This window comes from Caulobacter sp. BK020, from assembly GCF_004342605.1.
Taxonomy (GTDB): Bacteria; Pseudomonadota; Alphaproteobacteria; order Caulobacterales; family Caulobacteraceae; genus Caulobacter.
On record NZ_SLZL01000011.1, the window covers coordinates 149,259 to 164,867 of the forward strand.

15 protein-coding genes are annotated in these 15,609 nt (G+C 68.6%); 8 read left to right on the top strand and 7 right to left on the bottom strand.

Features of this window, described 5'->3' with window-relative positions; genetic code table 11:
• Position 1 precedes the first annotated feature (1 nt).
• Positions 2-1,030, bottom strand: a complete 1,029-nt coding sequence (gene hemE, locus EV278_RS15360) for a uroporphyrinogen decarboxylase (RefSeq protein WP_132093150.1) — start codon at positions 1,028-1,030, stop codon at positions 2-4.
• 455 nt (positions 1,031-1,485) lie between these two features.
• Here hemE and EV278_RS15365 point away from each other — a divergent pair, with 455 nt between their 5' ends.
• The 5 genes from EV278_RS15365 to dnaQ are packed head-to-tail and all read left to right on the top strand — an operon-like array spanning position 1,486 to position 5,205.
• Complete coding sequence (locus EV278_RS15365; protein WP_132093153.1) at positions 1,486-2,388, top strand: pyruvate, water dikinase regulatory protein; 903 nt, start codon at positions 1,486-1,488, stop codon at positions 2,386-2,388.
• The gene (locus tag EV278_RS15370; protein ID WP_132093156.1) at positions 2,385-2,993 is read left to right on the top strand and encodes a Maf family protein; all 609 of its coding nucleotides are present in this window, start codon (positions 2,385-2,387) and stop codon (positions 2,991-2,993) included. The genes EV278_RS15365 and EV278_RS15370 overlap by 4 nt, the downstream gene beginning before the upstream one ends.
• On the top strand, positions 2,990-3,862 hold the full coding sequence (gene aroE / locus EV278_RS15375; protein WP_132093159.1) for a shikimate dehydrogenase: 873 nt from the start codon (positions 2,990-2,992) through the stop codon (positions 3,860-3,862). Before EV278_RS15370 ends, aroE begins: the two co-directional genes overlap by 4 nt.
• Positions 3,859-4,482, top strand: a complete 624-nt coding sequence (coaE, locus tag EV278_RS15380; RefSeq protein ID WP_132093162.1) for a dephospho-CoA kinase — start codon at positions 3,859-3,861, stop codon at positions 4,480-4,482. The genes aroE and coaE overlap by 4 nt, the downstream gene beginning before the upstream one ends.
• A 6-nt stretch (positions 4,483-4,488) precedes the next feature.
• Positions 4,489-5,205: a DNA polymerase III subunit epsilon gene (gene dnaQ / locus EV278_RS15385; RefSeq protein WP_132093165.1), complete on the top strand. Its 717-nt coding sequence runs from the start codon at positions 4,489-4,491 to the stop codon at positions 5,203-5,205.
• 795 nt (positions 5,206-6,000) lie between these two features.
• On the opposite strand, the gene EV278_RS15390 is transcribed toward dnaQ, so the two are convergent.
• Positions 6,001-6,900, bottom strand: a complete 900-nt coding sequence (locus tag EV278_RS15390; RefSeq protein WP_132093168.1) for an AraC family transcriptional regulator — start codon at positions 6,898-6,900, stop codon at positions 6,001-6,003.
• Positions 6,901-7,067: 167 nt separating this feature from the next.
• On the opposite strand from EV278_RS15390, the gene EV278_RS15395 reads away from it, so the two are divergent.
• Both EV278_RS15395 and EV278_RS15400 read left to right on the top strand, forming a co-directional pair.
• Entirely contained in the window at positions 7,068-7,826 is a 759-nt protein-coding gene (locus EV278_RS15395; protein WP_132093171.1) for an SDR family oxidoreductase, read from the top strand.
• Positions 7,827-7,877: 51 nt separating this feature from the next.
• Entirely contained in the window at positions 7,878-8,552 is a 675-nt protein-coding gene (locus EV278_RS15400) for a glutathione S-transferase family protein (RefSeq protein WP_132093174.1), read from the top strand.
• A gap of 58 nt (positions 8,553-8,610) precedes the next feature.
• Here EV278_RS15400 and EV278_RS15405 read toward each other — a convergent pair whose 3' ends face one another.
• The 5 genes from EV278_RS15405 to EV278_RS15430 form a co-directional block, all read right to left on the bottom strand.
• Positions 8,611-9,417 (bottom strand): exodeoxyribonuclease III, encoded by an 807-nt coding sequence (locus tag EV278_RS15405; RefSeq protein WP_132093177.1) that lies wholly within the window; start codon positions 9,415-9,417, stop codon positions 8,611-8,613.
• A gap of 258 nt (positions 9,418-9,675) precedes the next feature.
• Positions 9,676-10,323 (bottom strand): outer-membrane lipoprotein carrier protein LolA, encoded by a 648-nt coding sequence (locus EV278_RS15410; RefSeq protein ID WP_132093180.1) that lies wholly within the window; start codon positions 10,321-10,323, stop codon positions 9,676-9,678.
• Positions 10,324-10,508: 185 nt separating this feature from the next.
• Complete coding sequence (locus tag EV278_RS15415; protein ID WP_132093183.1) at positions 10,509-12,950, bottom strand: DNA translocase FtsK; 2,442 nt, start codon at positions 12,948-12,950, stop codon at positions 10,509-10,511.
• 517 nt (positions 12,951-13,467) lie between these two features.
• Positions 13,468-13,974 carry a DUF1993 family protein gene (locus tag EV278_RS15425; RefSeq protein ID WP_132093186.1) on the bottom strand — a complete coding sequence of 169 codons (507 nt, stop codon included), beginning with the start codon at positions 13,972-13,974 and terminating at the stop codon, positions 13,468-13,470.
• An 85-nt stretch (positions 13,975-14,059) separates the two neighbouring features.
• Complete coding sequence (locus EV278_RS15430; protein WP_132093189.1) at positions 14,060-14,494, bottom strand: helix-turn-helix domain-containing protein; 435 nt, start codon at positions 14,492-14,494, stop codon at positions 14,060-14,062.
• A 98-nt stretch (positions 14,495-14,592) separates the two neighbouring features.
• Between EV278_RS15430 and EV278_RS15435 the strand changes: the two genes are divergently transcribed.
• Positions 14,593-15,480, top strand: coding sequence for an NAD(P)H-binding protein (locus tag EV278_RS15435; RefSeq protein ID WP_132093192.1), 888 nt, complete (start codon positions 14,593-14,595; stop codon positions 15,478-15,480).
• The last annotated feature ends 129 nt before the right edge of the window (positions 15,481-15,609 follow it).

Consider the following 15,609-nt stretch of genomic DNA (forward strand, 5'->3'; position numbering starts at 1 on the left):
GTCACTTTCCGGTGACCCGGGCCAGCACCGCCTCGACATGGGCGATCGGCGTGTCGGGCAGGATGCCGTGACCCAGGTTGAAGATGTAGGGACCCTGGCCCCACTGTTCCAGAAGCTGGTCGACCCGGACCAGCAGGGCGTCGCCGCCGGCCCGCAACAGCAGCGGATCCAGCGCGCCCTGGATGGCCTTGGTCTTCTGGATCGTTTGGCCCAAGGCCGCGGAGGCCTGGGTGTCCAGCGCCACCCCCTGGACCGGCGCGGTCCTGGCATAGGTCTCGACCAGGGTTCCAGCCCCGCGTGGGAAGCCGATCACCGGCGTCGTCACGCCCCGAGCCCGCAAGCCCTCGACAATGGCCGTGTGCGGCTTGGTCACCAGCCGGTCGAACAGCGGCTCGGACAGGCCCTCGGCCCAGCTCTCGAACAGCTTCAGCACCTGGGCGCCCGAGGTGACCTGCATGGCCAGGTAGTCGATGGTGGCGTCGACCAGCACCTGGATCAGGGCGTCCAGCTGGTCGGCGTGCTGGTAGGCGAAGGTCCGCGCGCCGGAACGGTCGCTGGAGCCGCCCTCGATCATGTAGGTCGCCACGGTCCAGGGGGCGCCGGCGAAGCCGATCAAGGTCCGCTCGGGCTCCAGGGCTGAACGCACGCGGCTGAGCGTCTCGCCGACCGCGCCCAGCGCCTGGCCGGCCTGATCCGTCAGCTCCCGCATGGACTCGATGGACGGCAGCTCGCCTAGCTTGGGTCCCTCGCCCGCCTCGAACCAGACCTTTTGGCCGAGGGCCTGAGGGATCAGCAGGATGTCGGCGAACACAATGGCCGCGTCATAAGGAAACCGTCGCATCGGCTGCAGGGTCACCTCGGCGGCCTTTTCCGGATTCAGGCAGAAGTCGATGAAGGTCGGCTCGGTGGCCCGGACGGCCCGATATTCCGGCAGGTAGCGCCCCGCCTGCCGCATGAACCACACGGGCGGACGCTCGGTCCTCGCGCCATCGAGAACAGAAAGGAGCTTGGGCATTTGGGACGTCGTCATGTCAGGCCTTAAATCCCGTCAGGCCCGTGGGCTCAAGCCCGTATCTCCCCGGAGGCCTTCTTCCCTTCTTCCTTCTTTCTTTAAGAAGATTTTAAGGAAGATTGTAGGAGATGGTGAGCAAGTGCCTAACGGGGAAAACCCGTTCGCGACGCTGCCTGTCACCTGCCCGTCACAAAACCATCCAAGCTCGACCCACATGTGTGCGCGGGCCTGTGAACTTTGGGGATAGGCTGCTAGCGCTTCGAAATTCCTAACGAAACGTTAAGATGGTGAACGGCGCCGTAACCATGAGCGTTCGCTCATCCCCGGTTTGGGGGAATCGGATTCTCACGGGCTGTGAAGACGATCCGAGACTGGGGATTGTCCGCGATCAACGCGACCGTTTAACACAGGGGCAGTTCGACGCACCGTAACGAGCCGGGATTCACCCCCGCTCATCCCCAGGGGCCAGGCCAGTGGTTAAGCAACCGTTAACGGATGATCCACAGGAAGCTGCCGCGCCTGAGGGCGAAAGGACCGCGCCGCGGTTCGCCACCTACTTCCATATCCACCTGGTGTCGGACTCGACGGGCGAGACCCTGAACGCCATGGCCCGGGCCGTCTGCGCCCGGTTCACCGACATCCTGCCGATCGAGCATATCTACGCCCTGGTGCGGTCCACCCGCCAGCTCGACCGGGCGCTGGAGGAGATCGCCGGCGCGCCGGGCGTGGTCATGCACACGATCATCGACGCCAATCTGCGCGCGGCGCTGGAGGAAGGCTGCCGGCGGCTGGAGATGCCGTGCATCGCCGCCCTGGACCCGGTGGTCAGCGCCATGTCGCGCTATCTGGGCGCGCGGATCTCCACCCGGGTCGGCGCCCAGCACGCGCTGAACAACGACTATTTCGACCGCATCGAGGCGCTGGACTACGCCATCGCCCACGACGATGGCCAGGGCGGCCAGGATCTGACCCAGGCCGATGTGATCCTGGTGGGCGTGTCGCGCACCTCCAAGACCCCGACCTGCATCTACCTGGCCCACCGCGGCGTGCGGGCCGCCAATGTGCCGCTGGTGCCCGGACGGCCGCCGCCCGACGAGCTGTTCACCCTGAAGAACACCCTGATCGTCGGCCTGATGACCTCGCCCGAGCGGCTGATCCAGATCCGCCGCAACCGCCTGCTGTCGCTGAAGGAGAACCGCGAGAGCGACTATATCGACACCGACGCGGTCCGGCAGGAGATCATCGCCGCCCGCCGGCTGTTCGAGCGCCAGGGCTGGCCGATCATCGACGTTACCCGCCGCTCGGTCGAGGAGACCGCGGCGGCGATCATCAACCTGCTGTCCGGCGGCCGCGGCCAGGTCGAGGTGCTGGGATGACCGGCTCATCGCCTCCCCTCGTCACTCTGGCGTCCAAGAGCGCGGCCCGCCAGGCGATCCTGCGCAACGCCGGCGTCGCCTTCGAGGCGGTCGGCTCGGGCGTCGACGAGGACGCCGCCAAGGCCGGCCTGCTGGCCGAGGGCGCCGCGCCGCGCGAAGTGGCCGACGCCCTGGCCGAGCTGAAGGCGTTCAAGGTCTCGACCAAGCGCCCTGGCCTGGTGATCGGTTCGGACCAGACGCTGGAGCTGGACGGCGCCCTGTTCGACAAGGTCGGCACCGTCGAGGGCGCCCGTGAGCGGTTGCTTCAGCTGCGCGGCAAGGTCCACAAACTGCACTCGGCCGTGGTCGTGGCCCGCGACGGCCAACCGATCTGGCGCGTGGTCGAGACCACCAGGCTGTCGGTCCGCCCATTCAGCGACGCCTGGCTCGAAAGCTATCTGGCCCGCAACGCCTCCGACATCCTGTCCTCCGTCGGCTGCTACTTCCTCGAGGGCGAGGGCGTGCAGATGTTCGACCGCATCGACGGCGACTATTTCGCCATCCTGGGCCTGCCGATCGTCGGCCTGCTTGATTTCCTTCGTCTGCATGGAGCCCTCCAGGCATGAGCGTCGCTTCTGGCAAGGTCACCGGCGCGGCCGTCGTCGCCGGCGTCTGCGGCCAGCCGATCCGCCATTCGATGAGTCCGGTGATCCACAACGCCTGGATCGCCGCGGCCGGGCTGAACGCCGCATACGTGCCGTTCGCCCCGGCCGAGGATCGCTTCGAGACCTTCGTCGACGGCCTGCGCGGCGGTGCGATCCGCGGCCTCAACGTCACCATCCCGTTCAAGGAGCAGGCCCTGGCCTGCGCCGACCGCTGCAGCGACCTGGCCAGGCTGGCTGGCGCCGCCAACCTGCTGGTGTTCGAGGCCGACGGCGCGATCACCGCCGACAACACCGACGGCCCCGGCCTGCTGGACGCCATCGCCGTCCAGGCCCCGGGTTTCGACCTGTCGGCCTCGCCGGTGGTGATCCTGGGCGCGGGCGGCGCGGCCCGGGGCGCGGCCGCCGCCCTGGCCCTGGCCGGAGCCCCGCGTGTCAGCATCGTCAACCGCACCTTCGCCCGGGCCCAGACCATCGCCACTTCGATCGGCGGCGTGGTCGAGGCCGCCTCGGACGACCAGCTCGACGCTTTGCTCGGGGAGGCCGGCCTGGTGATCAACGCCACCTCGCTCGGCCTGGGCGGCGGTCCGGGCCCGGCGGCGCGGCTGGAGCTGACCCCGCCGACGGCGGTGGTGGTCGACATGGTGTACAAGCCGCTGCGCACCCAGTTCCTGCGGCGCGCCGAGGCGACGGGTCGCCGGACGGTGGACGGGCTGGAAATGCTGCTGCGCCAGGCGGTTCCCAGCTTCGAGGCCTTCTTCGGCGTCGCGCCGCCAGCCGGGGTCGACGTCCGCGCCCTGGCCCTGGCCCAGCTGGGCGAGGCGGCCTCGTGATCGTCGTCGGCCTGACCGGCTCGATCGGCATGGGCAAGTCGACAACGGCCCAGATGTTCGTCGCCGAGGGCGTGCCGGTCTACGATTCCGACGCCGCCGTCCATGCGCTTTACGCCAGCGGCGGGGCGGCGGTCGCGCCGGTCGAGGCGGCCTTTCCCGGCGTGGTGGTCGACGGCGCCATCGACCGCGCCCGGCTCAGCGCGGCGGTGATGGGCGATTCCGAAGCCCTGGCGGTGCTGGAATCGATCGTCCATCCGCTGGTCGGAGCCCACCGCATCGGCTTCTTCGAGGACGCCCAGGCCCAGGGCGCCGAGATCGTCGTGCTCGACATCCCCCTGCTCTACGAGACCGGCGGGGAGACGAAGGTCGACAAGGTGGTGGTGGTTTCCGCGCCCGCCGACATCCAGCGCCAGCGGGTGCTGGCGCGGCCTGGCATGGATCCGGCCAAGTTCGAGGCCATTCTCGCCCGCCAGACGCCGGACGCCGAAAAGCGGGCCCGGGCCGATTTCGTGGTCGACACCGGCCAGGGCCTGGACGCCGCCCGCGACCAGGTCCGCGACATCCTGGCTCGCCTGCGCGCCTCGGCCCCGCTTGAAGGCGGCGGCGAACAGGCCCATTAAACCGCGATGGCGCGGGAAATCATCCTCGATACCGAAACCACCGGCTTCGACCCCAAGACCGGCGATCGCCTGGTCGAAATCGGCTGCATCGAGGTGGTCGACTTCATGCCCACGGGCCGGTCGTTCCACGAATATTGCGATCCCCTGCGCGACATGCCGGCCGAGGCCGAGAAGGTGCACGGCCTGTCGTCGGCTTTCCTGACCGGCAAGCCCAAGTTCCACGAGATCGCCGATCGCTTTCTGGAGTTCGTCGGCGACAGCCCGGTGATCGCCCACAACGCCGCGTTCGACCGGCAGTTCGTCAATTTCGAGCTGGAGAAGTGCGGCCGCGCGCCGGTGCCCGAGAGCCGCTGGGTCGACACCCTGGCCATGGCCAAGAAGCGCTTCCCGGGCATGTACAACTCGCTCGACGCGCTGTGCAAACGCTTCAAGATCAGCCTGGATAGCCGCGACAAGCACGGGGCCCTGATCGACGCCCACCTGCTGGCCGAGGTCTATCTCGAGCTGCAAGGCGGCAAGGAACGGGCGCTGGAGCTGACCCAGGTGGTCGCCGCCACCGCCGTCTCGGCCGCCCGCGCCGGATCGTACGGCACGAGGCCCCGGCCGCTGGCCCCGCGCTCGACCGAGGAAGAGCGCGAGATCCATGCGGCGTTCGTGCGCAAGAACCTCAAGGACAAGGCCGTCTGGATCCAGTTCGGCGTCGGGGTCGGGGTCGAGGGGTAGAGCTCTGCTCCTCTCGGGTGCTCCCCACGGGGGCAGGTGATCACCGGCACGGCTTCTCATTCTCACGCGATCACTCGCTGAGTGGATGGAAAGGGTCGCGGAGCGCCCGGACATCGTCCGGAGTTGTTTGAGTAGTTACCGTTTCGACGAAGCCAGGCGCTCCGCGCGACCGTTATCCGCAAGGCCGGGGCGCGCGGGCCTTTTCCGCCCTTCACCCCACCCGGTGGTTCCTCTGGATCTGTGCACCGCATGTATCAGAGGCGGGAGTGAGCCGTTTTAAGAGGACCGGAGCGAACCCCACGACGGGCGGGACCTTCCCAGCATGAAGATCCCGATGGGCGAGCTTACGTCCCTCGCCCTCTGTTTAAGTCTCTCTCCAGCCGAAGCCGGAAAAGGACCCCGCTCGATCGCCCCCCGCCGCCGCATCGGTCGCTGGCCATGCGCCCTTTCCCTGCGACGAGGTAGGATCAGGATAAGGGCGGTCTGGAGGGGTGAGGATGGATTGGGGTCGAGAAAGTTCAGGGCGTTGATTTTGCTGGGGTTCACCCCGGATAGGCCGAGGATAAACGCCGGGGACGCGCACTCACGGCAAGGCCGAAGCCGATGATCCCCAGCGATCGGGGTGAGTGCGTGTCCCCCACGTCGTCCACGGCGCTGGATCGTTCGTCCTGAATGGGGTTCAAGGCCGAACTCAGCGGATCAAGGAGGGGACACGCACTCACGCGAGACGCCCTGCAAACGATCCCACGCCTTGCCGCGAGTGCGCGTCCTCGCAATCGGGTGCGCGAGCTTTCCTCAACCCGGCGCGGAGCTATCGATCGCCCGCCAGATGTTCCGAACGTCGCGCATCGGCGGCGCGCCGAACTGGCGGGCGTATTCGCGACTGAACTGCGAGGCGCTCTCGTAGCCGACGGCGAAGGCGACATTGGATGCGTTGTGGTCGCCGGCAAGCAGCAGCTGTCGCGCCTCCTGAAGCCGCAGCTGCTTCTGATACTGAATCGGGCTGAGACCGGTCAGCGCCAGAAAATGCCGGTGAAAGCTGGCGCGGCTCATGCCGCTGGCGTCGCACAACGCCTCGATGCGCAGGCGCTTGTTGCAGTTGTCCCTGATCCAGCCGACGGCGCGACGAATCTGGGCCAGTGCGCCCTCGGGCCGAGCAATCTGACGGAGCAGCCGGCCCTGGGGTCCTTGCAGGAGACGATAAAGCAATTCCCGTTCCGCCATGGGCGCCAGAACCGGGATATCCTCTGGATGATCGAGCAGGGACAGCAATCGCAGGAGCGTGTCGCGCAACGGCGGCGTCACCGGATTGATCACGACGCCGACGCCTTGCGGCTCGGGATCGCGCGCAGGCGGCAGGGTCGACGCGACCTCGGCCAGCAGAGCCGGGTCCAGGACCAGCGACACGGCGACGTAGGGCCGACGGTCATCTTCGTCCACGATCTGTCCAGTGCCGGGCAGATCAAGGGCGCTGATGAGATACTGGGACGAGTCGTAGCTGAGGCGTTGGTCGTTGATCGCGACGTGCTTGGACCCCTGCAGGATGAAGCAGACCATGGAGCGATAGAGGCACGGGGCCCGATCCGCACCGCCTCGGCCGACGGTGATTTCAAGGCGCGGGATAGGCGTGTTGGTCAGCCCCACCCCGGCGTGGCGTCGAGCCAGATCAAGGTGGGGCAAGAACGGACTGGTCATTCCCCCGTATCGCACATTTTCCCGGTCCCCCAAACAGACTGAGACAATCGGGCAAGAAGCTGAGCGTATCGGGCGGGTGCGCGGCGCGGACCCGACCTACCTCGGTCTCATCGGAAGACCCGCCATTGCGGCTCCGTTGCAAACCAAGCCATCCCGCAGGGACAGACATGACCAACAAGATCGCAATCATCACCGGCGCCAGCCGTGGCCTTGGCCGTAGCATGGCGCTTCACCTGGCCAAGCGCGGCGTCGGCGTCATCGGGACCTATCGCAGCGGTGCGGCCGAGGCCGAGACGCTGCGCCAGGAGATCGAGGCGCTAGGCGGCAAGAGCGCGATGATCGCGCTCGACGTCAGTGCTTCGGCGGGCTTTCCGGCCTTCGCCGAGACGGTCGCCGACACCCTGAGGACGCAGTTCGGCCGTGAGCGGTTCGACTATCTGGTCAACAACGCCGGCCATGGCCTGCATGCGCTCCTGACCGACACGACCGAAGCGCAATTCGACTCGATCATCGACACCCATCTGCGCGGTCCGATCTTCCTGACGCAGAAGCTGCTGCCGCTGATCGAGGACGGCGGTCGCATCCTGAACGTCTCGTCGGGCTTCGTCCGCGTCACCATGGCGGGCTACGGCCTCTACGCGGCGGCGAAGGCGGCCATCCAGACGATGACCAAGTTCATGGCGGTCGAGCTGGGCGCGCGTCAGATCCGCGTCAATACGATCTCGCCGGGCGCCATCGAGACCGACTTCGGCGGCGGCGTGGTCCGCGACGATGAGCATGTGAACGCCTTCGTCGCCCAGACCATCGCGCTGGGCCGTGTCGGTCAGGCCGACGACATCGGCGGCGCCGTCGCGGCCATCCTGTCCGACGAGATGGGCTGGGCGAACGGCGCGACCTTCGACGTGTCGGGCGGCCAGGCGGTCTGATCCCTGCATCGCCCCACGCCCGCCGCCCTGCCGACACACCGAGAGATCATCATGCCTGAGACCAGCCTGACGCTCGTCAGCCACCCGCTTTGCCCGTTCGTCCAGCGCGCCGCGATCGTCCTTTTGGAAAAGGCGGTTCCGTTCGACCGGATCGACATCGACCTTTCGGCCAAGCCCGACTGGTTCCTGGCGCTGTCGCCGACCGGCAAGGTTCCGCTGCTCAAGGTCCGCCAGGCCGACGGGGAGGCCGCCATACTCTTCGAAAGCACGGCGATCTGCGAATATCTCGAGGAGACGCAGGGCGGCGCGGCCCTGTATCCGGACGATGCGCTGGCGCGCGCGCAGCAGCGGGCCTGGATCGAGTTCGCCACGCAAGCCTTGGCCGACGCCTGGCAGTTCCTCAACGCCGCCGATCAGCCGACCGCCGATGCAAGGCAGCGGGCGTTCCGGGGCAAACTCCAGCGCCTGGAGTCGGTGATGGAGTCGGGGCCCTACTTCCGGGGGGCCGCCTTCTCGATGGTCGATGCGGTGTTCGCACCGCTCTTCCGGTACTTCGACATCCTTGACCCCAAGGTGTCGCGGCCGATCTTCGAGGACCTTCCGCGCGTCTCGGCCTGGCGGGCGAAGTTGGCGGCCAGGCCCAGCGTCATCGCCGCCGTGGCGAAGGACTACGCCGAGCGGTTCCGAGAGCACCTTCGTCGGCAAGGGGCGATCCTGGCGGCCTGACGGGTTCGCCGGGGCGATCGTTGCGAAACCGCGCGGCGCGGCCCAAGCCCCGCCGGCGCTAAACCCGCAAGTCCGCCGTCACCGGGGCGTGGTCGCTGGGGCGTTCCCATTCGCGCACCGTGTCGTGGACCTTGGACGACACCTTGCCGTCGATGATGGCCGCGTCGCGCAGGCCGGGGCTGGCCAGGATGTGGTCCAGACGCAGGCCGCGGTTGGACTTGCGGAAGTCGGCGGCGCGGTAGCTCCACCAGGAAAACAGCTTTTCCGGCTCGGGCACAGCCAGGCGCGGCAGGTCCAGAAAGTCCATCGCGCCCATCAGACCGGCGAAGGCTTCCAGCTCAATCGGCGTGTGGCTGACGATCTTGGACATCTGCCGATGGCTCCAGACGTCGTTCTCGCCCGGGGCGACGTTCAGGTCGCCGGTCAGGATCAGCGGCGCCTTGGGGTCGCGCTTTCTCATCTCGGCGGTCAGGGTCTCGTAGAAGTCCAGCTTGTGGTCGAACTTGGGGTTCACCGCGCGATCGGGCACGTCGCCGCCGGCCGGGATATAGAAGTTGTGGATCTCGACACCGGCGACCTTGGCCGACACGCAGCGGGCGTGGCCCTCGCGGCAGGCGTTGAGGGCCGGGGCGTCGTCCAGCGGCAGGCGCGAGGCGATGGCCACCCCGTGCCAGCCCTTCTGGCCCATGATCTTGATGTGCGGCAGGCCCATGGCGACGAAGGCCTCGCGGGGGAATTCGCCCTCCTGGCACTTGATCTCCTGCATGCACAGCACATCGGGGGCCTGCTCGTCGACGAAACGGGCGGCCTGTTCGGCGCGCAGGCGGACGGAATTGACGTTCCAGGTGGCGATACGGAGGCGCATGCGGCTCCTCTAGAGCGTGGGGAGGCCTGGGCCAACGAAAAACGCCCAGACGCTAGGAGCGCCTGGGCGAAAGTCGGGTCTCTCATGCCGCCGCCGGGAGGGGATAGGTCCGGCACGGTTGCGAAGAGCGGGTCGGGCGCTCCTCGCCATGCGTGTTAAATCTGCCACGGCGAGAATCTAAGTCAAGTACAATCGCGTTAACAACTTGCATGTTGTGAAATTGTCGCATTCGGCCTGCGTCGGCGCCGCCTTGTGCAACTAGGGCTTGCCGACCCGGCGGCGCGGATCGGTAAGGACGAACAACTTCGGGTCGAGGCCGGCGGTGTTCTCGAAGTCGACCAGCCGCACGCGGGTCTCCCCGCCCTTGACGTCGGTGACGGTCCAGCCGGTCAGGGCCGGGGCGTTGCTGAAATTCAGGGCGATGCGGCCCAGGGTCTGGCGCTTGGCGTCGACGGCGGTGATCGTGAAGCCGTCCGCCAGCTTGCGCACCCCGGTGATGACCACCCCGCGGTCCAGCCGCACCTCGCGCGCCAGCAGCAGGTTCAGCGGCGTGCGGCTCAGCGGATAGCTCTCGAAGGTCTTCAGGCGGCTGTCGAAGATGTTGACGCTGCTGCCGTTGCTGACCACCAGCAGGCCGGCCGGGCCGTCATAGGCGAAACGGGCCTTGCCGGGGCGCTGAAGGTAGAAGGTCCCCTGGGTCTGGGTTCCGCGCGCGTCGGTCTGGACGAAGCGCCCCTTGGCCGAGCCCAGGGTCTGGATATAGGCCGTGGCCTTGTCGACCAGGGCCTGTTCCTCGGCCGTCAGCACGGGGGCCGGCGGCTTCGGCGCGGCGAGGACCGGACCGCCCACGGCGGCGGCCAGGCCGGCGGCCAGGACGAGACGGCGGGTCGAGGTGGCGTCGGTCATGCGATCTCCCAAGCTAGGCCCAACCTTTGCCCTGCCCGTGCGACGAGCGAAAGGCCGCCGCGGGACCATTTTCCGGCGCTCCGATGAAGCGCCGTTCAGGTTGGAGCGGAGAGAAACGCGGCCGGACGGCCGAGGTTGCGGTCGGGGACAGGCGGCCTGCGCCTATCCCCAGCAGCAGCAAGCGCCTACATCGGCGGCGGTGGCGGGGCCAGGATCTCGCGCTTGCCGGCGTGGTTGGCGGCGCCGACCACGCCCTCCTTCTCCATCCGCTCCATCAGCGAGGCGGCGCGGTTGTAGCCGATCTGCAGGCGGCGCTGGATGTAGCTGGTCGAGGCCTTGCGGTCGCGGGTGACCACGGCCACGGCGTGGTCGTAGAGGTCGTTGCCGCCGCCCTCGCCGGCGAAGGCGCCCTCGATGGCCTCCTCCTGCTCCTCGTCGCCGCCGGCCGTGACTTCCTCCAGGTAGTTGGGGATGCCCTGGTCGCGCAGGAACTTGGCCACCGCCTCGACCTCGCCGTCGCTGACGAACGGGCCGTGCAGGCGGGTGATGCGGCCGCCGCCGGCCATGTACAGCATGTCGCCCTGGCCCAGCAGCTGCTCGGCCCCCTGCTCGCCCAAGATGGTGCGGGCGTCGATCTTGCTGGTGACCTGGAAGCTGATCCGGGTCGGGAAGTTGGCCTTGATCGTGCCGGTGATCACGTCGACCGACGGGCGCTGGGTGGCCATGATCAGGTGGATGCCGGCGGCGCGGGCCATCTGGGCCAGGCGCTGGACGGCGCCTTCGATGTCCTTGCCGGCCACCATCATCAGGTCGGCGACCTCGTCGATCACCACCACCAGATAGGGCATCGGCTCGGGGCGGATCTTCTCGGTCTCGTAGATCGGCCGGCCGGCGTCGTCGAAGCCGGTCTGAACGGTGCGCTCGAAGTGCTCGCCCTTCTCCTGGGCCTCGACGGCCTTCTCGTTGAAGCCGCCGATGTTGCGCACGCCGATCTTCGACATCCGCCGATAGCGGTCCTCCATCTCGCGCACGGTCCACTTCAGGGCGACGACCGCCTTCTTGGGATCGGTGACCACCGGGGCCAGCAGGTGCGGGATGCCGTCATAGACGGAAAGCTCCAGCATCTTCGGGTCGATCATGATGAAGCGGCACTTCTCGGGCGGCAGCTTGTAGAGGATCGACAGGATCATGGCGTTGACGCCGACCGACTTGCCCGAGCCGGTGGTGCCGGCGATCAGCAGGTGGGGCATCTTGGCCAGGTCGGCGATGTAGGTGTCGCCGCCGATGGTCTCGCCCAGGGCCATGGGCAGGATGTGGCTGGCCTTGTCGTAGTCGGACGATGACAGGAGGTCGCGCAGATAGACCGTCTCGCGCCGCGAATTGGGCATCTCGATACCGATGGCGTTGCGGCCCTGGGCCACGGCCACCCGGCAGGAGATCACGCTCATCGAGCGGGCGATGTCGTCGGCCAGAGCCACGACCCGGGCGGTCTTGGTGCCGGCGGCCGGCACCAGCTCGTACATGGTGACCACCGGGCCGGGGCGGATCTGGTCGATCTGGCCGCGCACGCCGAACTCGGCCAGCACGCTTTCCAGCAGGCGGGCGTTCTGGCGCAGGGCCTCCTCGTCGAATTCGGCCGACCGCGGCTTGGGCTTGGCCAGCATGGCCAGCTCGGGCAGCTGGAAGCCGCCTTCGTCCTCGAAGTCGAAGGCCTTCTGCTGCTCGCGCTGCTCGCGGGTGTTGGACTTGGCCGGGACCTTGGGCTGGGCGATGGCCAGGGGGCGGACCTCGAAGCTGGGCTCGAAGGCGTCGTCGTCCTCGCCATGAGCCGACGAAGGCGGCGGCGGGGCCTTGGCCGGCTTGGCGGCCGTCTTGCGGGGCGCGGCCCCGGCGCCCTCGGAGGGCTCGATCTCGATGACGGGCGCGGCGGCCTTGCGCGGAGCCTTCGGGCGGGCGGCGGGCTCGGCGACCGGCGCCGGCTCGGGCGCGCGCTGGCGCGGCTGCATCAGGCCGTGGACCAGGTCGCCGACCGCCTCGGGATCGATGCGGCGGACGCCGATCGCGTAGCCCAGGGCCACGGCCGCGCCGATTGCCAGCAGCAGGGCGGCGATCAGGTGGGCGCCGGGCAGGCGGGCGAAGGCCAGCACGCCGGCCAGCAGGTTCAGAACCCCGTCGCCCCAGAACCCGCCCAGGCCCTTGGCCAGCGGCCAGGCGGCGGGGCGCGGCGGCGCGGCCAGCAGGCCGGCCAGGGCCAGCAGGCCCAGGCCGCCGACCAGGGCGCGGATCCGCAGGTCGCGGCGGTGGGCGGCCGGATCGGGCTGGGTGACGCGCGACAGGCCGAATACCAGCATCAGGGCCGCGGCCATCCAGCCGGCCAGGCCCATCGACTGCATGACGATGTCCGCCAGGGCCGCGCCGGCCCCGCCCAGGGCGTTGGTGGCCGGCAGGCCGGTGGCGGCGTTGAGGCTGGGATCGGCGGCGTTGTAGGTGGCGACCGACAACAGGAGGCCCGCCCCGATCACGCAGATCACCCCGCCCCGGAACCGGGCCGACCAGGGTTGGGCCCAGCCATAGCGCACCGCGTCCCAGACCAGTTCAACGCTCGATCGCCGCGCCGCTCGCGCCATCAGAAGTCACCTTGCACTCGTAGACCCGGATGTTTTGCCGCAAGAGGGTTAAGAGCCGTTTACGCTGATGGCGTGGCGATGCGGTTTGGCGTCGCAAGTCACGTTCCTTCTCCCCTTTCGGGAGAAGGTGGCGGCGAAGCCGACGGATGAGGGGTTTGAAGACCCGATCAACCGCGAGCGGCGGACAGGACGCGACCCCTCATCCGACCTCGCTCCGCGAGGCCACCTTCTCCCGCAAGGGGAGAAGGAAGACCGGATCGACGGATCCTCTTCGCAGAGATGTTGGTCATAGAACAAAACACGAACTACGTCCGGACTCGACGTGGCCGGGAGTCATTCTGGCGCGTAGCCCGCCGCTGTTGGCGGGTCAGTGGGTGCGGTCATGGACAAGGAGCTTTTGAGCCAGTTGCCGATCATTCTGTCGGCGGTCGCGGGGGTGTTCACCGCCCTGGCGACCTTGGTCTGGGCGTTCCGGCGGAAGCCTTGAGCTTCCGCCGGGGCGGCCGAGTTTTCAGGCTCAGGCCACGCCCAGATAGTCGCGCTTGCCGATCTCGACGCCGTTCTTGCGCAGGATCGCGTAGGCGGTGGTCAGGTGGAAAAAGAAGTTCGGCTGGGCCTGGGTCTGCAGATAGGCCAGGCCCTTGACCACGCTGGTCTCGCCGCGCCGGGTCAGGGTGACGTCGCGGTCCTCGGCCCCTTCGAAGCGGGCGGGATCCAGGCTTTCCACATAGGCGATGGCGCGTTCGACGCGGGCGATCAGGTCGTCGAAGCTCGTCTCGACATCGTCCCAGGCCGGAACCTCCTCGCCGGCCAGGCGCGCGGCGCAGCCCTTGGCGAAGTCGGTGGCGATCTGCACCTGGCGCAGCAGCGGGAACATGTCGGGGAACAGCCGGGCCTTCAGCAGGGCCTCGGGGTCCAGCTTGCGGGTCTCGACATGGGCGGCGGCCTTGGCCAGCACGCCCTTCAGGCCTTTCAGCCCCTGGACGAAGACGGGGACGCTGGCCTGGTGGATGGTGAGGGTCATGAAGGCTCCGAAAGATGGCTTTGGGCGGTGGTTAGCCTGTGTCGCCACCGATCCCAACGCCGTCTTTCCCGAGCAGGGCCGCGGATCAGGCCGCCGAGTCCTCCGCGTCGTAGCGCGCCCGGGCCTGGCGGATCTCGCCGTGATGGCGCTCGGCCCAGCCGACCAGCTGGGCCAGGGGCTCAAGCAGCGAGGTTCCCAGGGGCGAGAGGCTGTATTCGACGCTGGGCGGCTTGGTCGGAAACACCTGGCGCTCGATCAGGCCGTCGCGCTGCAGGTCGCGCAGTGTCTGGGTCAGCATGCGCTGGGAGATGTCGGGCACGGCGCGACGCAAGGCCCCGAACCGCAGCGGCCCGCCCGCCAGGGCGATCAGCAGCAGGGTGCTCCACTTGTCGCCCAGGTGATCGATGACGTCGCGCACCGGGCAGGCGTGGACGCTCAGTTCCTTGCCGACCCAGGCCTGGAACGAGGCCGACAGGACTTCGCCGGCCGACCGGTTCGCCGTCTTGGGTAGTTCCCTCAAGCTGCCTATCTCCCGCGAAACTGCCGTCTTTACGGCGAGGCCACGGTCTCACATCTACACGTGGTCTCATTTCGAGACCACTGCAAAAGGACAATCCGATGAGCGCCACCCCTCCCCGTCTGCTGGTCACCGGCGCCGGCGGCCAGCTGGGTCGCCGCGTGGTCGAGCTGCTGCTCGAGACCGGAACCCCGAACCTGATCGCCGCCAGCCGCGACCCGTCCAAACTGGCGGATCTCGCGGCCCGGGGCGTGGAGACCCGCCGCGTCGATTTCAACGACCCGGCCTCGCTGGCCGCCGCCTTCGCCGGCGTCGACCGCCTGCTGCTGGTCAGCACCGACAGCCTGGACGTCCCCGGCCGCCGCATCGCCCAGCACCGCGCGGCGATCGCGGCGGCGCAGGACGCCGGCGTCAACCACCTGGTCTACACCTCCGCGCCGGGCGCGCGGCCCCAGGAGGGCGGCGGGGTGATCGACGACCACTTCTGGACCGAGCAGGCCGTGGCCGCCAGCGCCATCCCAGGCTGGACCATCCTGCGCCACAACATCTATGCGGAAATCCTGCTGATGGGCGCTGGCCAGGCCGTGGCCAGCGGTGCGCTCTATTCGGCCACCGCCGGCGCCGGCCGGGCCTATGTCAGCCGCGAGGATTGCGCCCGCACCGACGCCGCCGCGCTGCGCCAGGGCGAAGGCCGCCGGATCCTCGACGTTTCCGGGCCCGCCGCCGTCACCCAGGACGAGGTGGCCGCCCTCTATGCGAAGCTTTCGGGCAAGCCGGTGACGCACCACGCCCTGCCAGCCGACGCCCTGTGCCAGGGCCTGGCGGGCGCGGGCCTGCCGCCCTCGCTCGTCGCGGTGCTGGTCGATTTCGACGTCGCGGCCGCCGAGGGCCAGCACGCCATCGTCACCGACGTGGTCGAGACGCTGACCGGCCAGGCGCCGGTCTCGGTCGCCGCCTTCCTGGAGGCCCATCGGGCGGCGCTGGTTTGATCCCCTGCGTCCTTCGAGGCTCGGCTTCGCCTCACACCTCAGCAACTGTGTTTTTCCACGATGAGGAGGGGCTGGGACAGGAAGCTGGCTTTGTCTCTGAAGGCGGCGTTGAGAGCGACCAGGAGCTTT